General features: G+C 72.1%; 18 protein-coding genes and 1 tRNA gene. 12 read left to right on the top strand and 7 right to left on the bottom strand.

The genetic code is table 11. From position 1 onward, the window contains the following. The first annotated feature begins 35 nt into the window (after nucleotides 1–35). From rpmG to C1I92_RS06730, 4 genes are all read left to right on the top strand, one after another. Complete coding sequence (rpmG, locus tag C1I92_RS06745) at nucleotides 36–206, top strand: 50S ribosomal protein L33 (protein ID WP_026877526.1); 171 nt, start codon at nucleotides 36–38, stop codon at nucleotides 204–206. Nucleotides 207–275: 69 nt separating this feature from the next. Further along, the gene (locus tag C1I92_RS06740; protein ID WP_111253893.1) at nucleotides 276–737 is read left to right on the top strand and encodes a MaoC family dehydratase N-terminal domain-containing protein; all 462 of its coding nucleotides are present in this window, start codon (nucleotides 276–278) and stop codon (nucleotides 735–737) included. After that, entirely contained in the window at nucleotides 730–1,176 is a 447-nt protein-coding gene (locus C1I92_RS35235; RefSeq protein ID WP_111253892.1) for a MaoC family dehydratase, read from the top strand. The genes C1I92_RS06740 and C1I92_RS35235 overlap by 8 nt, the downstream gene beginning before the upstream one ends. Further along, entirely contained in the window at nucleotides 1,173–2,243 is a 1,071-nt protein-coding gene (locus C1I92_RS06730; protein ID WP_199521011.1) for a UDP-N-acetylmuramate dehydrogenase, read from the top strand. Before C1I92_RS35235 ends, C1I92_RS06730 begins: the two co-directional genes overlap by 4 nt. Here the strand turns inward: C1I92_RS06730 and C1I92_RS06725 are convergent. Beyond that, nucleotides 2,240–2,752, bottom strand: coding sequence for a GNAT family N-acetyltransferase (locus C1I92_RS06725; RefSeq protein WP_111253890.1), 513 nt, complete (start codon nucleotides 2,750–2,752; stop codon nucleotides 2,240–2,242). The genes C1I92_RS06730 and C1I92_RS06725 overlap by 4 nt on opposite strands. 9 nt (nucleotides 2,753–2,761) lie before the next feature. Next, entirely contained in the window at nucleotides 2,762–4,174 is a 1,413-nt protein-coding gene (locus C1I92_RS06720) for an MFS transporter (RefSeq protein WP_199521010.1), read from the bottom strand. A gap of 79 nt (nucleotides 4,175–4,253) precedes the next feature. On the opposite strand from C1I92_RS06720, the gene C1I92_RS06715 reads away from it, so the two are divergent. Both C1I92_RS06715 and C1I92_RS06710 read left to right on the top strand, forming a co-directional pair. Further along, on the top strand, nucleotides 4,254–4,685 hold the full coding sequence (locus C1I92_RS06715; protein ID WP_111253889.1) for a winged helix-turn-helix transcriptional regulator: 432 nt from the start codon (nucleotides 4,254–4,256) through the stop codon (nucleotides 4,683–4,685). Between the two features lie 177 nt (nucleotides 4,686–4,862). Beyond that, nucleotides 4,863–5,666: a PIG-L family deacetylase gene (locus C1I92_RS06710; RefSeq protein WP_111253888.1), complete on the top strand. Its 804-nt coding sequence runs from the start codon at nucleotides 4,863–4,865 to the stop codon at nucleotides 5,664–5,666. A gap of 283 nt (nucleotides 5,667–5,949) precedes the next feature. On the opposite strand, the gene C1I92_RS06705 is transcribed toward C1I92_RS06710, so the two are convergent. The 5 genes from C1I92_RS06705 to C1I92_RS06685 all read right to left on the bottom strand — a co-directional run bounded on the left by C1I92_RS06705 (nucleotide 5,950) and on the right by C1I92_RS06685 (nucleotide 11,161). Beyond that, nucleotides 5,950–6,975 carry an adenosine deaminase gene (locus C1I92_RS06705; RefSeq protein ID WP_111253887.1) on the bottom strand — a complete coding sequence of 342 codons (1,026 nt, stop codon included), beginning with the start codon at nucleotides 6,973–6,975 and terminating at the stop codon, nucleotides 5,950–5,952. Between the two features lie 10 nt (nucleotides 6,976–6,985). Beyond that, nucleotides 6,986–8,212, bottom strand: a complete 1,227-nt coding sequence (locus C1I92_RS06700; protein WP_438940523.1) for a pyridoxal phosphate-dependent aminotransferase — start codon at nucleotides 8,210–8,212, stop codon at nucleotides 6,986–6,988. 51 nt (nucleotides 8,213–8,263) lie between these two features. After that, nucleotides 8,264–8,896, bottom strand: a complete 633-nt coding sequence (locus C1I92_RS06695; RefSeq protein WP_111253886.1) for a hypothetical protein — start codon at nucleotides 8,894–8,896, stop codon at nucleotides 8,264–8,266. A gap of 44 nt (nucleotides 8,897–8,940) precedes the next feature. Beyond that, entirely contained in the window at nucleotides 8,941–9,381 is a 441-nt protein-coding gene (locus tag C1I92_RS06690; protein WP_111253885.1) for a hypothetical protein, read from the bottom strand. A 67-nt stretch (nucleotides 9,382–9,448) separates the two neighbouring features. Next, the gene (locus C1I92_RS06685; RefSeq protein ID WP_111253884.1) at nucleotides 9,449–11,161 is read right to left on the bottom strand and encodes a M14 family zinc carboxypeptidase; all 1,713 of its coding nucleotides are present in this window, start codon (nucleotides 11,159–11,161) and stop codon (nucleotides 9,449–9,451) included. 250 nt (nucleotides 11,162–11,411) lie between these two features. On the opposite strand from C1I92_RS06685, the gene C1I92_RS06680 reads away from it, so the two are divergent. The 6 genes from C1I92_RS06680 to C1I92_RS06655 all read left to right on the top strand — a co-directional run bounded on the left by C1I92_RS06680 (nucleotide 11,412) and on the right by C1I92_RS06655 (nucleotide 15,716). Continuing rightward, nucleotides 11,412–11,484 (top strand) — tRNA-Trp (locus C1I92_RS06680). 73 nt (nucleotides 11,485–11,557) lie between these two features. After that, complete coding sequence (gene secE, locus C1I92_RS06675) at nucleotides 11,558–11,788, top strand: preprotein translocase subunit SecE (protein WP_111253925.1); 231 nt, start codon at nucleotides 11,558–11,560, stop codon at nucleotides 11,786–11,788. Nucleotides 11,789–11,832: 44 nt separating this feature from the next. After that, a complete protein-coding gene (gene nusG, locus C1I92_RS06670) occupies nucleotides 11,833–12,561 on the top strand; it encodes a transcription termination/antitermination protein NusG (RefSeq protein ID WP_233506872.1) in 729 nt (242 codons plus the stop codon). Between the two features lie 65 nt (nucleotides 12,562–12,626). Continuing rightward, complete coding sequence (rplK, locus tag C1I92_RS06665; protein WP_111253882.1) at nucleotides 12,627–13,058, top strand: 50S ribosomal protein L11; 432 nt, start codon at nucleotides 12,627–12,629, stop codon at nucleotides 13,056–13,058. Between the two features lie 85 nt (nucleotides 13,059–13,143). Beyond that, nucleotides 13,144–13,854 (top strand): 50S ribosomal protein L1, encoded by a 711-nt coding sequence (gene rplA / locus C1I92_RS06660; RefSeq protein WP_111253881.1) that lies wholly within the window; start codon nucleotides 13,144–13,146, stop codon nucleotides 13,852–13,854. 116 nt (nucleotides 13,855–13,970) lie between these two features. Beyond that, nucleotides 13,971–15,716, top strand: a complete 1,746-nt coding sequence (locus C1I92_RS06655) for an alpha/beta hydrolase (protein ID WP_111253880.1) — start codon at nucleotides 13,971–13,973, stop codon at nucleotides 15,714–15,716. Nucleotides 15,717–15,767: the final 51 nt, after the last annotated feature.

Raw genomic sequence — 15,767 nt, 5'->3', positions numbered from 1 at the left:
TTCCGACGATCCAGACGTCCCCGAAAGAGGCACCCGTGGCCGCCAAGAGCGCTGACATCCGTCCCAAGATCACCATGGCCTGCACGGAGTGCAAGGAGCGCAACTACATCACCAAGAAGAACCGGCGCAACGATCCCGACCGGCTCGACTTGAAGAAGTTCTGCCCGCGCTGCCGCACGCACACCGTCCACCGCGAGACCCGCTGACACCCTTCGGGGTCCCGTCGCCAGGGTCCTCCCGTCGGTGCTCAGCCCAGGTGACGGTAAGTTCAGCGCATGCCCATTGATCCCTCGGTCGTCGGACGGGTCTACCCTCCCCAGATCTATGAAGTGAGCCGGGAGAAGATCCGCGAGTTCGCGGAGGCGATCGGCGACGCGAACCCGGCCTACGTCGACACCGCGGCGGCGCGCGGCTACGGGCACGGCGACGTCGTAGCGCCGCCCACGTTCGTGATGATCATCGTGATGAACGGCTTCGACCTGCTGATGAAGGACCTGGGCATCGAGTTCGCCCGGGTCGTGCACGTCGACCAGCGGTTCACGTACTCGCGCTCGCTGCGGGTCGGCAGCCGGGTCGAGGCGACCACCCGGCTCGACGGTGTCCGTGCCGTCGCCGGCAACGACCTGCTGAAGATCCGCACCGAGGTACGCGACGAGAACGACGCGGACGTCTGTCTCTCCGAGGCCACCCTCCTGGTGCGGCCCGAGGACGTGGACGGGGGAGACGCCAGTGACTGAGCGGGTGACCGAGCAGCTGGCCGTCGGCGACGTCGTCGCCGACCACACGTACTGGATCACCCGCGAGAACCTGGTCCGGTACGCCGGGGCCTCCGGCGACTTCAACCCGATCCACTGGAACGAGCGGGTCGCCACGTCCGTCGGCCTGCCCAACGTCATCGCGCACGGCATGCTGACCATGGGCCTGGCCGGGCGCTTGCTCACCGACTGGCTCGGCGACCCGGCCGCCGTCGTCGAGTACGGGGTCCGCTTCGCCCGCCCGGTGGTCGTCCCCGACGACGACATCGGCGTGGCCGTCCGGGTGGCCGCCGCCGTCACCGAGGTCCGCGACGACGGCTTGGTCGCCCTCGAGCTCACCGTCAAGGTCGACGAGCAGAAGGTCCTCACGCAGGCCCGGGCGCTGTGCCGGCTGCCGGCCGAGCGTCCGTCGGAACCGTGAGCACGCGGGTCGGGACCGTCCCGCTGGCCGAGCTGACGACGCTGCGGCTGGGCGGACCGGCCACGCGCGTCGTCGAGGTCACGTCCGAGGACGAGCTGATCGGCGCCGTCCGCGACTGCGACGAGCGCGGCGAGCCGGTCCTGGTCGTCGGCGGCGGGTCCAACCTCGTGGTCGACGACGCCGGCTTCGCCGGGACGGTGGTGCTGGTCGCCACCCGCGGCATCGACGTCGACGCGAGCGCCTCCTGCGACAGCGACGCGCTCGCGGCCTGCGGCGGCGTCCTGCTGACGGCGGCCGCCGGCGAGCCGTGGGACGACCTCGTCGCGTACACCGTCGCGAACGAGTGGCCCGGCATCGAGGCGCTGTCGGGCATCCCGGGCCTGGTCGGCGCCACCCCGATGCAGAACGTCGGCGCATACGGCCAGGAGGTTGCGCAGACGGTCTGGACGGTGCGCACCTACGACCGCCAGGACCGCCGCGTCCGCACCTTCGCCAACGCCGACTGCCGCTTCGCCTACCGCGACAGCCGGTTCAAGGGATCCGAGCGCTACGTCATCCTCACCGTCAGCTACCAGCTGCGCGAGGGCAGCCTCGGCCTGCCGGTCCGGTACGCCGAGCTGGCCCGCCGGCTCGGTGTCGCCGTGGGGGAGCGGGCGCCGCTGGGCGACGTCCGCGCCGCCGTGCTCGCGCTGCGCACCGGCAAGGGCATGGTGCTCGACGCCGCCGACCACGACACGTGGAGCGCCGGGTCGTTCTTCACCAATCCCGTGCTCACCGAGGCGCAGGCGGCCGCACTGCCCGACGGCGCGCCGCGCTTTCCGGCCGGCGACGGGCTGGTCAAGTCCAGTGCCGCCTGGTTGATCGAGCACGCCGGCTTCCGCCGCGGCTACAGCGGCGGCCGGTCCGCGGTCTCGCTGTCCACCAAGCACACGCTGGCCCTGACCAACCGCGGCGACGCCAGCACCGCCGAGCTGCTGAGCCTCGCCCGCGAGGTGCGCGACGGCGTGCGCTCGGCCTTCGGCGTCGAGCTGACGCCGGAGCCCAGGCTGGTCGGCTGCGCGCTCTAGCCGTCGCCCAGCGTCAGGGTGAACAGGTCGCAGGGGTCGCCGTCGATCGGCGTCTGCTTCCAGAACGTGAAGCCGAGCTTGCCGATGACATGGCGCGAGGCGACGTTCGCCGGGTCGATGATCGCGAGCAGCTCGCCCGCATAGGTCTCACGGGCCTTGGCCAGCAGCGCCAGGCTCGCCTCGGTCGCGTACCCCCGGCCCCGGGCGTCGGACGCCAGCCGGTAGCCCCACTCCAGCCAGGCCCGGCCGTCGACCTCGATGTGGTCGACGCCGGTGTAGCCGACGATGCGCCCGGAGGCCAGCTCGACCACCGGCTGCTTGCCGAACGGGATCGCCCGGCAGACCTCGGCCATGTGGTCGAAGCGGGCGTGCGCCTGCTCCTCGGTGAGGACGTCCGTGGCGAACGCCATGAAGTCCGCGTCGCCGAACAGCTCGACGAACCGGCTCCGGTCGGCGTCCTGCGGCGGGCGCACGACGAGCCGCTCGGTGATCACGGCGTCCCTGGTCATCCGCTCATCCTAGGTGCGCTCGAGCACGGCCTCGGCCGGTGCTGACGTGGTGCCGCGCCGCCGCAGGCCGGACGCCGTCACGAGGATGCCGAGCGCCGCGGCGGCCAGCGGGACCAGCAGCGCCGTCCGGAACGCGTCCAGCCCGGCACCGTCCGTCCCGCTGCGCCCGACCACGACCGCCGTCACGACCGCCAGCCCGAGCGCGGCGCCGAACTGGAACGACGTCGTCAGGACGCCGCCGGCCACGCCCTGCTCGTGCTCGGCGACGCCGTCGGTGGCGGCGATCGTCAGCGGCCCGTAGGCAAGCGCGAACGCCGTCGACAGCAACAGGAACGTCGGCAGCATGGCGGCGTAGGTCCAGTCCGCGCCGACCCGCAGGAACAGCGCGTACGCGACGGCGGACAGCGCCAGGCCGGCGACGATCACCCGGCCGTTGCCGAACCGGCGCACGAGCACCGGCGTCAGCGTCGGCGCCAGGATCGCGTCCAGCCCGAGGATCATCAGCGCCAGCCCGGTCTGCAGCTCCGACCAGCCGCGGAACTCCTGCAGATAGAGGACGGCGATGAACTGGAAGCCGAAGAAGCCGGCGAGCAGCAGCAGCGCGCCCAGGTTGGCCCGCAGCAGCGGCGCGGACCGGAGCAGGCCCAGGCGCAGCAGCGGCGTGCGGGACCGGCGCTCGATCGTCACGAACAGCACCAGCAGCGCGACGCCCGCGGCTGCCGTCGCCGCCGTCTGGCCGGCGGACACGTCCGGCAGCATCACGACCGAGTAGACGAGCAGCAGCATCGCCCCGGTCAGGCTGAGCGTGCCCTGGAGGTCGTAGCCGCCTGCCGCCGACGTGGCCGGCGTGTCACGCGGGACCAGCCGCACCGCGGCGGCCAGGATGAGCGCCGCCATGATCACCGGCGCGAAGAACACCCAGCGCCAGTCGATCGACGTCAGCAGCCCGCCGGTGACCATGCCGAGCGAGAAGCCGCCGGCCGCGATGCCGGCGTAGACCAGCAGCGCCCGGTTGCGCTGCGGTCCCTCGGCGAACGTCGTCGTGATGATGGACAGGCCGGCCGGCGTCATGAACGCGGCCGCGACGCCGGTGACGAACCGCGCGACGACGAGCATCCAGCCGTCGGTCGCCAGGCCGCCGAGGCCGGAGAAGAGCAGGAAGACGGTGAGCCAGAGCAGGAACATCCGGCGCCGGCCGAGCAGGTCCGACGCGCGGCCGCCGAGCAGCACGAACCCGCCGTAGCCGAGCACGTAGGCGCTGACCACCCACTGCAGGGACGACGTGGACAGGCCGAGGTCGGCGCGGATCGAGGGCAGCGCCACGCCCATCATCGCGATGTCGATGCCCTCCAGGAAGATCGCGCTGCTCAGCACGATCAGGATGGCCCAGCCGCGAGCGGTTAGCCGGTCCGACGTTGCCACGGGACTCCTTCATTGGTTATCGGATCGAGGGTCAGTTACTTCTTGTCACTGATCGCATCTTCCGGCACCATGGCTGAGCATGGAAGAAGGCACTTCGAAGTCACCCGGGTACACGCCGGTAACCGACCCCGCGTACTGCCAGATCTGGGACCCGCGCGAGGACTGCGAGGTCCGGCAGATCCTCGACCGCATCGCGGACAAGTGGTCGCTGCTGGTCATCGCGCTGCTCGACCTGCGAACGCTGCGCTTCACCGAGCTGCGGCGCGAGATCGACGGCATCAGCCAGCGGATGCTGACAGTCACCTTGCGCCAGCTCGAGCGCGACGGCCTGGTCCGCCGCACCGTGCACCCCGTCGTGCCGCCGCGGGTCGACTACGAGCTGACGCCGCTCGGCGCCACCCTGCACGACACCATCGAGGCGCTGGTCAACTGGACCGAGGAGCACCGCCAGGAGATCGCCGCCGCCCGCGACGCCTACGACCGCCGCGCCGACGAGCTCGTCGAGGCCTGAAAAGGGGTGCGCGAGCCTGCGCCGATGTGGCAGACTCTGCGCTCGTGAACGTCCTGCCGACCCGTACCGCCCTCGCGGCGGTCCTCGGCATGCCCTGCTGTTGTCGCTGTCGCTGAACCTCATCCGCGACCCGTTCACCCTCCGGGGCCGTTGGCTCCGTCACCACAGCAGGCAGGAATGTTCTCGAACCTCACGTCCCTTCGCGGACGCACCGTCCTCGTCCTCCACGCCCACCCCGACGACGAGGCGATCTTCACCGGTGTGACGATGCGCCGGCTGGCCGACGCCGGCGCGCGGGTCGTGCTGGTCACGGCCACCCTCGGTGAGCTGGGCGAGGCGCACGTGCCGCTGTCGTCCGGCGAGACGATGGCGCACCGCCGGGTCGCCGAGCTGGAGCGCGCGGCCGCCCTCCTCGGCGTCGAGCGGCTGGTGCTGCTGGGCGCGCGCGACTCCGGACTGCCCGGCGCCGCCGACAACGTCCATCCCGACGCCCTCGCAGCGGCCGACCCCGAGCGCGTCGCCCGCCGCGTCGCCGCTCTCATCGAGGAGGAGTCCGCCGAGGCCATCGTCCACGACGACGGGCGCGGCATCTACGGGCACCCCGACCACCTGGCGGCGCACCGCATCGGCGCCGCGGCCGCCCGTCGCACCGGCATCGCCGCCTACGAGTCCACCGTCGACCGCGACCACCTGCACGACCGGGCGACGCGCTCGCACCTCATCCACGCCGCCGCCGAGGCGACCGGTCTCCCCTTCGGCGTCCCCTCCGGCGACGTCGCCCTCCGCCTCGCCGCGACGACGACGGAGCTTGCGGTCAAGCGGGCCGCCATCGCCGTCCACGCCAGCCAGGTCAGCGCCGACTCGCTCGGCCACGCCGGCTTCGACGAGGCGTACGGCTACGAGTGGTACCTGCGCACCGGCGCCCCCGGCATCCTCGACGAGCTGGCCGCCGCGCCCGCCACCGTCGGGGCGCCCGCCTGACGCACTCGTCCCCGGCCGGCCTGGGCGAGGACGAGCGCCGGCGGATGCCCGTCAAACGCGCGGATGCGGGGTCCTGATCGGGTGGCATTCGCCGGATCCGCGTGCATCGGCTCGGCCGCGCCCCCACCGGTGACAGCACGCACGATCAGTCGGACTCACTCATCTGGCTTCGAGGGCGGCGTGCCATACACATAGGCGTGTTCACACGTCGCTAGGCATGCCTGCCTGGTGGAGCGTGATCATGCATGCTCAACGTGATCAACTCGAGCCGGCGAGCAGCGCGTCAGGAGGAGAGCCAGGCGTCGATGCCTTCGAGGAGCTCCTTGCGGACGTCGGAGGGGGCGGCGGAGCCGTCGACGGAGCCGCGGGCCAGCTGCGCCAGCTCGGCGTCGCTGAATCCGTGCACGTGCCGGGCCGTCTCGTACTGGTCGAGCAGCCGCGACCCGAACAGCAGCGGGTCGTCCGCGCCGAGCGCGATCCGCGCCCCCGCGTCGGCCAGGGCGCGCAGCGGCACGTCCGCGGCCGTCGGGTAGACGCCGAGGCTGACGTTCGACGCGGGGCAGACCTCGAGGGTGATCTGGGCGTCGACGATGCGCGAGACCAGCGCCGAGTCCTCCGCCGAGCGGATCCCGTGGCCGAGCCGGTCGGCGCCGAGGTCGTTGAGGCAGGCCCGTGCGCTGTCCGGGCCGCGCAGCTCGCCGCCGTGCGGGACCGAGAGCAGGTCGGCCCGTCCGGCGATGGCGAAGGCGGGCGCGAACTCGGCCACGACACCGCGGCGCTCGTCGTTGGAGAGGCCGAAACCGACGACGCCGCGGCCGGCGTACTGCACCGCCAGCCGGGCCAGCGTCCGGGCGTCCAGCGGATGCCGGGTCCGGTTCGCCGCGATCACCACGGCGATCCCGACCCCGGTCGACGATGACGCCGACCGGGCGGCGTCGAGCACCAGGTCGGTGAAGGCGGTGATGCCGCCGAACCGGCCGCCGTAGCCGGACGGGTCGACCTGGATCTCCAGCCAGCCCGACCCCTCGGCGGCCTCGTCCTCGGCGGCCTCGGTGACCAGCCGGCGCACGTCGGACTCGGTCCGCAGCACCGAACGGGCCAGGTCGTAGAGCCGCTGGAACCGGAACCAGCCCTTCTCGTCGGCCGCCGACAGCAGCGGCGGCCAGTCCTCGCGCAGCGAGTCCGGCAGCCGCACGCCGTGCTCGTCGGCCAGCTCCAGCAGCGTCGAGTGCCGCATCGAGCCGGTGAAGTGCAGGTGCAGGTGCGCCTTGGGCAGCGCCCGCAGGTCGCGAAGGGCCGGTCCGGTCACCGCGACAGGCTCAGCCGAGCAGCCGCTGGATGCGCCCGACGCCCTCGGCGAGGTCGTCGTCGCCCAGGGCGTACGACAGCCGCAGGTAGCCGCTGGGGCCGAACGCCTCGCCCGGCACCACCGCGACCTCGGCCTCCTCGAGGATCAGCTCGGCGAGCTCCGCGCTGGTCTTCGGCGTGCGCCCGGCGATGGTGCGGCCCAGCACGTCCTTCACCGACGGATACGCGTAGAACGCGCCCTCCGGCTCCGGGCAGTACACGCCGTCGATCGCGTTGAGCATCGACACGATGGTCTGCCGGCGCCGGTCGAAGGCGGCCCGCATGTCGGCGACGGCGGACAGGTCACCGGCGACGGCGGCCAGCGCGGCCCGCTGCGAGACGTTGGCGACGTTGGACGTGGCGTGCGACTGCAGGTTGCCGGCGGCCTTGATGACGTCCTTCGGGCCGATCATCCAGCCGACCCGCCAGCCGGTCATCGCGTAGGTCTTGGCCACACCGTTGACGACGACGCAGGTGTCGGCCAGCTCCGGCACCTCGGTGACGATGGAGGAGAACCGGGCGTCGCCGTAGACGAGGTGCTCGTAGATCTCGTCGGTGACGACCCACAGGCCGTGCTCGTGGGCCCAGCGGCCGATCTCGCGGACCGCCTCGGGCGAGTACACCGCGCCGGTCGGGTTCGACGGCGACACGAACAGCAGCACCTTCGTCCGCGACGTGCGCGCGGCCTCGAGCTGCTCGACGCTGACGCGGTAGCCGGTGGTCTCGTCGGCCAGCACCTCGACGGGGACACCGCCGGCCAGTGCGATCGACTCCGGGTAGGTGGTCCAGTACGGCGCCGGGAGGATCACCTCGTCGCCCGGGTCGAGCAGTGCGGCGAACGTCTCGTAGACGGCCTGCTTGCCGCCGTTGGTGATGAGCACCTGGCTGGGCTCGACCTGATAGCCGGAGTCGCGCAGCGTCTTGGCCGCGACGGCCTCCTTCAGCTCCGGCAGGCCGCCGGCCGGGGTGTAGCGGTGGTTGCGCGGGTCGCGGCAGGCCTCGACCGCGGCCTCGACGATGTAGTCCGGCGTCGGGAAGTCGGGCTCGCCGGCGCCGAAGCCGATCACCGGCCGGCCCGCCGCCTTGAGCGCCTTCGCCTTCGCATCCACCGCGAGCGTGGCCGACTCGGCGATGGCGGCGATACGGGCAGAGACGCGGGGGTGGGCGCCGGCGGGCGCAGGCGAGGTCATGCCGACCATCCTGGCATCACCTCGCCGCGCCACGCCAAGGGGTTCTGCGTATTGAGGCGGTCAGCGTCCCTTGCCGCTCATGGCGGCGTAGTAGGCGCTGGACTCGGGCCGGTACAGCAGGTAGAGGATGTACCCGGCCAGCGCGATCGACGCCAGGTTGAGGATCAGCCCGGCGCCGCCGCCGCCGGTGCCCAGCGAGATCACCGTGAACAGGATGTTCAGACCACCGAGCACGGTCGCGACGACCCGGGCCCAGGACTTGCCGGCCTTGTTCATCGCCGCCATCCACAGCCACAGCGCGACGCCGATGAGGCCGATGACGACCGCGAAACCCACCGCGACGTTCACGGCGGTGTCGAGCTCGTCGGCGCTGAGGCTGGTGTCGGAGTCCTCGATCGCGTCACGGATCGAGTCGCGGAACAGCAGCGGGATCAGCGCGGTGATCGCCGAGATGGCCGCGCCGACGTACATGAGGATCGCGGCGCGCCGGATCGGCTGCGGGGGCTCCGACGGCGGCGTCGGGTCGCCCCAGGCGGCGGCGCCTCCGTCGACCGGGCCGCTCCAGGCCGGCGGCGCGCTGGGCGGCGGCGCCGACTCCCACGGCTGCTGCGGCGGCTGCCCCTGGCCGGACTGCGCGTACGGGTTCTGTTCCTCGCCCGGACCGGATCCCGGCGGAGGGTTGGTGCCGCTCATGGTCGATTCTCCATCGTCTCGTCGGGTGCGTTCAGGCCCGCACACTAGCTGGCCGGAGGCCCGGAGCGCAGGAACCAGGGCCGTGAACCGGGCCGGTACAACAGCCAGATCACCGCGGCCGCCACCACCGCGATGAGCACGCTCACCACGTTGTAGAGGTCGAACCGGGGCCGCCCCGCCAACGTCGTGACGACGGCGGCCAGGTACAGCACCGCGAAGAACACCGCGGCGCGCCGGGCCCGCCGGCTGCCGCGGGCGCAGTATCGCGCCACCACCAGCCAGATCACCGCGACGACGAACAGGTAGGCGACGTACGAGCCGCGCGCGCTGGTGCCGCTGGAGGTGTCGAGGGCGTCCTCGAAGGCGTCCGGGTCGAGCAGCCGCAGCAGGCCGAGCAGCGCCGTCAGCGCCGCGCCGGCCCACATGAGGCGCACGGCGCGCACGACGTCGCGGGGCGGGCGCAGTTCGGCCGCGGTGCCGCTCATGGGCGATCTCCGTCCGGTCGCGGGCTGTACATCGACAGTAGAGACCCGCGACCGGACGCGCCAGCGATCAACGATCCCGCGGCGGGACGGCCGGGCAGCGGCGCAGGTCCAGAACGGCGCTCTGCCCGCGCTCGACCGTCACCTGCTGGCTGTGCACGACGCGGCCGGAACGGTTGCGGCACGACACCGTCCAGCTCTCCGGCAGGTGCGCGGACGCGTACTGGCTGGGCCGCGGCGACGGCTGGACGTGCCACTCGAACCGCCCGCCGGCCGGCACCGTCAGCGTCGACGAGAGCGTGACCGGCGTGGACACGACGCCGGTGCCGCCACCGGGCAGTGTCAGCGGCGAGGAGTCGACGACGACGTCCTTCGAGAGGGTCAGCTCGACACCCGGCTTCGCCCGCCCGGTGAGTACGGAGTGCAGCGCCGGGTCCGCGGCGGCGTCCCAGGCGATCAGCAGCGCCTCGCGCATGCTGGATCCCGGGTAACTGCCGGTGCCGAAGTACTGGTCGACGACGTACTCGTACGGCGGGTGGAACCGGGCCAGCCCGTCGTGGCCGGGCGTCATCTCGGTCGTGAACCCGAAGATGCCCGCGGTGTAGTACGCGTTCTGCTCGGCGACGCCGCTGGCCTCGTAGTAGATCTCCGGCCACGGCCCGGCCGGCCAGTCCAGCGCGGCGCCCAGCTCCTGCGCGAGCGCGTCGTACAGCTCCACGTCGGCCGGCACCGGCTCCAGCGGCGAGCTCGGCGCGCGCAGCAGCCGTCCGTCCGGCGAGTGGTTGTGCACGGCGACGGTGACCTGGTGGGCGGCCGTGAGCTCGGCGATGTTGTGGATCTCCGGCTCGGAGTACGGCGCCTCGCCGTAGTGGTTGCTGGCGGTCTGGCTCGCGCTGGAGCCGGGGCCGGCCCAGAACGGCGCGTAGTTGCGGTTGAGGTCGACGCCGCGGTTGGCGTTGACGGGGTCGGCGCACTGCTCGTACGTGGGGATCGCGCCGTGCGCCACCCGGCAGTTCTTCCGCTTCTGCTCGTTGACGAGACTGCGCGACAGCTCGTAGCCGTCCGGGTTCACCACCGGCACCACGATCATCGTCGTGCTGTCGAGCAGCCGGGTGATCCGCTCGTCGGCGCCGTCGTGCTGCAGCACGTCCCAGGTGAACTCCAGCGTGACCTCGGCGGTCGGCCACTCGCGCGCGTGGTGCACGCCGGTGGTGAGGAAGACCGGCTCGCCCGACGGCGCGTGCACGTCACGGGAGATCTCCACGCCGTGGACGGTGCGGCCGAGCAGCGTCGGGTGCGGCAGCTCGAACAGCCGGACGAGGTCCGGGTACGCGGCCTCCAGCTCGGCCAGCTCGGCCTCGATCTCGTCGAGCGTCCGGTACGACACCCGCCCGGTCGGCAGCTCGGACGTCGCCGCCGTCGCCTCGGCGCGCTCCTCGGCGGCCCGGGTCGCCGCCAGCGCCCGTGCGGCCGGCGACCGGTCGTGGTCGACGATGACGGGATCGAAGCCGGCGGCGCGCAGGGCGTCGGCCTCGGCGCCGGAGTAGAGGAAGAGCTCGGCGGTCGCGTCGTCGGCCTCGACGACGTCCAGGCCGAGGCCGAGCAGGCGCCGGCGGTCGTCGTCGGTGGCCGCCTCGACGCGGACGACGGTGACCTCGGCGCCCGGCAGCGCGCCCGGGGGAGCGGACGGCGTGGCGGACGGCGCGCCGGGGAACACGAGGCCCGCCAACGCGATCGCGAGCGCGCCGGTGGCCAGACGGACGGGGATCTTCGCTGCGTTCACGGCTGCCTCCCGAGCGGTGACAGGTGACATCTCACGTGAATCGTGATCTTTCCGTCCCGTCGATCGGCGGGTCAAGGAACGGACCGAGTGCTGATCTCGTTGGACCGGTCGTGGTGGCCAAGACCGTTCTCCGCAGCGAGTTCGACCCGGACGCCCCTCACCCCGTACACTCTCACTCTTGGGTGGTCGTCGGACCCCCGGCCGAAGCGTGCCCACACATCTTTGGCTGGGACTCACCACGTCCATTCGAAGGGCAGTAGCTCAATTGGTAGAGCACCGGTCTCCAAAACCGGCGGTTGGGGGTTCAAGTCCCTCCTGCCCTGCGAGGTCGCCACAACCCAGCGGCCTGACGTTGTTCCAGAGTCAGCGAGGTAGCACGTGACGGAGACCAGCGGCATGACCGCTACACCCGAGCGTCCGCGTTCGCCCCGGCGCCGCGGGCCGTTCGCCCGGCTGTCGCTCTGGACCCGCCAGGTCGTCGCCGAGCTGCGGAAGGTCGTCTACCCGACCCGCAAGCAGCTGCTGACGTACACGGCGGTCGTGCTCGTCTTCGTGGCGATCATGATCGCGGTCGTCTCGCTGCTCGATCTGGGCCTGGGCTGGGCGATGTTCGAGATCTTCGGCTGATCGATCCCGTGGTCAGCCGCACCCAGGAGGAAGAAGCGCACACCGTGTCCGAGCACGAGTCGACCATCGAGGACGTCGAGACCGAGGAGTCGCCCGCGGGCGAGCCCGGTCCGGCCGAGGCCGCACCCGAGGCGGAGCCCGCCGACAGCGCGGACGTCGCGGCCGACAGCGTCGAGTCCGAGGAGTCCGACCCGCTGGCGGAGTTCCGCCGGGTGCTGCGCGCGAAGCCGGGCGAGTGGTTCGTCGTCCAGACCTACTCCGGCATGGAGAACCGGGTCCGGGCGAACCTCGAGAACCGCATCGGCAGCCTCAACATGGAGGACTACATCTTCGAGATCGAGGTGCCCACCGAAGAGGTCGCCGAGATCAAGAACGGCCAGCGCCGGCTGGTGAAGCGCAACCGCTTCCCGGGCTACGTGCTGGTGCGCATGGACATGACCGACGAGTCGTGGTCCGCGGTCCGCAACACCCCGGCCGTCACCGGGTTCGTCGGGCACGCGCACCAGCCGATCCCGCTGGGCCTGGACGAGGTCGAGCGGTGGCTCGCCCCGCAGGTGGCCGAGCAGTCCAAGCCGGCCGAGGAGAAGAAGCAGGTCGAGGTCGTAGACTTCGAGGTCGGTGACTCCGTCATGGTCGTCGACGGACCGTTCGCCACCCTGCACGCGACCATCAACGAGATCAACGCCGACTCCCAGAAGATCAAGGGACTGGTCGAGATCTTCGGCCGCGAGACCCCCGTCGAGCTCTCGTTCAACCAGATCCAGAAGCTCTGACGGTCCCCGCGCGCGCCGTCCGGTGCGCATGGGACAGCATCACCATCACGACAAGGACCCGAGGAATGCCAGCGAAGAAGAAGGTCGCAGGCCTGATCAAGCTCCAGATCCAGGCCGGCCAGGCGACCCCAGCACCGCCGGTCGGCCCCGCGCTGGGCCAGCACGGCGTCAACATCATGGAGTTCTGCAAGGCGTACAACGCGGCCACCGAGTCGCAGCGCGGCAACGTGATCCCGGTGGAGATCACGGTCTACGAGGACCGTTCCTTCACCTTCGTCACGAAGACGCCGCCGGCCGCCAAGCTGATCCTGAAGGCCGCCGGCATCGACAAGGGCTCCGGCGAGCCGCACAAGACGAAGGTCGCGTCGATCAGCCGCGAGCAGCTGCGGGCCATCGCCGAGCAGAAGATGCCCGACCTCAACGCCAACGACGTCGAGGCCGCCGAGAAGATCATCGCGGGCACCGCCCGGCAGATGGGCGTCACGGTCGCCGACTGACACCGGCTCGCACAGTACGAGCCGGCCAGTGGGAGGGTCCCAGCGCTGGGCCCGCACCACGACTCCAGGAACACGAGGAGAAGACATGAAGCGCAGCAAGTCCTACCGCGCCGCGGCCGAGAAGATCGACCGCGACCGCCTCTACGCCCCGACCGAGGCCGTCAAGCTGGCCCGCGAGACGTCGAGCACCAAGTACGACGCCACCGTCGAGGTGGCCCTGCGGCTGGGCGTCGACCCCCGCAAGGCCGACCAGATGGTCCGTGGCACCGTCAACCTCCCGCACGGCACCGGCAAGACCGCCCGGGTCCTGGTCTTCGCCGTGGGTCCGAAGGCTGAGGAGGCCAAGGCGGCCGGCGCCGACATCGTCGGCGGCGACGAGCTCGTCGAGGAGGTCCAGGGCGGCCGGCTCGACTTCGACGCCGTCGTCGCGACGCCGGACCTCATGGGCAAGGTCGGCCGGCTGGGCCGGGTGCTCGGCCCGCGCGGCCTGATGCCGAACCCGAAGACCGGCACCGTCACCATGGACGTGGAGAAGGCCGTCTCCGACATCAAGGGCGGCAAGATCGAGTTCCGGGTCGACCGGCACGCGAACCTCCACTTCATCATCGGCAAGACGTCGTTCACCGAGCAGGCGCTGGCCGAGAACTACGCGGCCGCCCTCGACGAGATCAACCGGCTCAAGCCGTCGGCGTCGAAGGGCCGCTACATCCGCAAGGCCACGCTCACCACCACCATGGGCCCGAGCATCCCGCTCGACCCGGCCAAGGTGCGGGCGGCGGAGGCCGCCGACGCGTGAGCTCCGACCGGTGAGCCGTTGCTGACGGCTCAGCGTCCGCCGACCGCCGCGATCCAGTCTGCTGGCTCGCGGCGGTCGCGTTCTGCCCGCTCCACGGCCCCCGGAGGGCGGCGCCGGTGACGCAGCTGCTCGACCGCGGTCTGGCGCGGGGGCGGAGCCTGCCGTCGGTGCTCGACGTCCCGGTGCTCGGCCGCTTCCTCGTCTGGCTGCGCCCGGACTACGCGGGGCTGATCGGCGCGGTCTGCTTCTTCTGCTGGTCGCTGACGCCGACCCTGCTGCCGCGCACCTGGATCTACCAGGCGATGGTGAGCGGCCTGACGGCCACCATCGGCTACGCGCTCGGCGTGCTGATCGGCTGGCTGGTCCGGCTGGTGCTGCGCCGGGCCCGGCCGGAGCTGCTGACGCCGTCGCGACGGGCCCGGCTGATCGCCTGGTGGGGCGTCGGCGTCGTCGCGGCCGTGGCGATCGCCTGGTACCTCGCCGACAACGCGGCCTGGCAGACCCAGCTGCGCGCGCTGATGGACGTCGAGAACCCGGGGCCCAATCACTACCTGCTCATCCTGCTGGTCGCCGGCGCGATCTTCGTGGTCTTCCTGGCGCTGGCCCGGCTGCTGCGGGCCGCGTCGCGGCGGCTGCGGCGCTTCTTCGCGCGCTGGGTGCCGCCGCAGGTCGCGCTGGTCGCGTCGGTGCTGTGCGTCGGCGGGCTGGCGACCTGGTCGTGGACGGGCCTGCTGTACCCATCGCTGCTCGATGTCGCCAACGACGCGTTCGCCGCCGTCAACATGGAGACCGAGGCCGGCAACAACGCGCCGTCGTCGCCGACCCACTCCGGCGGGCCCGGCTCGCTGGTCACGTGGGACTCGCTGGGCCGCAAGGGCCGCGAGTTCGTCTCGTCCGGCCCGACGGTGGACGAGCTGACGGCGTTCAGCGGCCGGCCCGCGCTCGACCCGGTCCGTGCCTACGTCGGCATGGACTCCGCCGAGACGCCCGCCGGGCTGGCGTCGCTGGCCGTGCGCGAGCTGGAGCGGGCCGGCGGCTTCGACCGCGACGTCCTCGTCGTGGTGACGACGACCGGCACCGGCTGGGTGGACGGCGCCGCCGCCGACGCGCTGGAGTACCTCTACAACGGCGACTCCGCGATCGTCGCGCTGCAGTACTCCTACCTGCCCAGCTGGATCTCCTTCGTCGCCGACCAGGAGCAGGTGCAGCTCGCCGGCCGGGCCCTGTTCGAGGCCGTGCAGGAGGCCTGGCTGGAGCGCCCGCCGGACGAGCGCCCGAAGCTGCTCGTCTACGGCGAGAGCCTCGGCGCGATGGGCAGCGCGTCGGCGTTCGACTCGCTGGACGACCTGCGCTCGAAGGTCGACGGCGCGCTGTGGGTCGGCTCGCCCAGCCGGCACGCGCTGCGTCGCGAGCTCACCGCCGAGCGCGACGACGGCTCGCCGGCCCGGCTGCCGGTCGTCGACGGCGGCGCCGAGGTGAAGTTCTGGGGCGGCTGGCAGGAGCCGCTGGACCTGGAGTTCGACGACGGCCCGCCGGTGCTGTTCCTGCAGCACGCCTCCGACCCGGTGACGCTGTGGTCGTGGGACCTGATGTTCGAGCGGCCGGAGTGGATCGACGAGGAGCACGGCCCGGACGTCCTGCCCAGCCTCGACTGGTATCCGTTCGTGACGTTCTGGCAGGTCACGGCGGACATGGCGCTGTCGGCGACGGTGCCGGCCGGGCACGGGCACAACTACGGCGGCGAGCTGGTCGACGCCTGGCTGGCGGTCGCGCCGCCGGACGACTGGCCGGCCGATCGGACCGAGGAGCTGCGCGACATGGTGCACTCGTTCCAGGACCAGAAGACCGGCCCGTTCGGCTGATTTGGCGAGAGCGCCCCGGTGCCCGTACCATGAACGCTGCCAAAGACCGCC

It is taken from the genome of Jiangella anatolica, assembly GCF_003236295.1.
Lineage (GTDB): Bacteria > Actinomycetota > Actinomycetes > Jiangellales > Jiangellaceae > Jiangella > Jiangella anatolica.
Note: the sequence above shows the minus strand (reverse complement) of the source record. Positions and strands in the feature narration are given on the sequence as shown.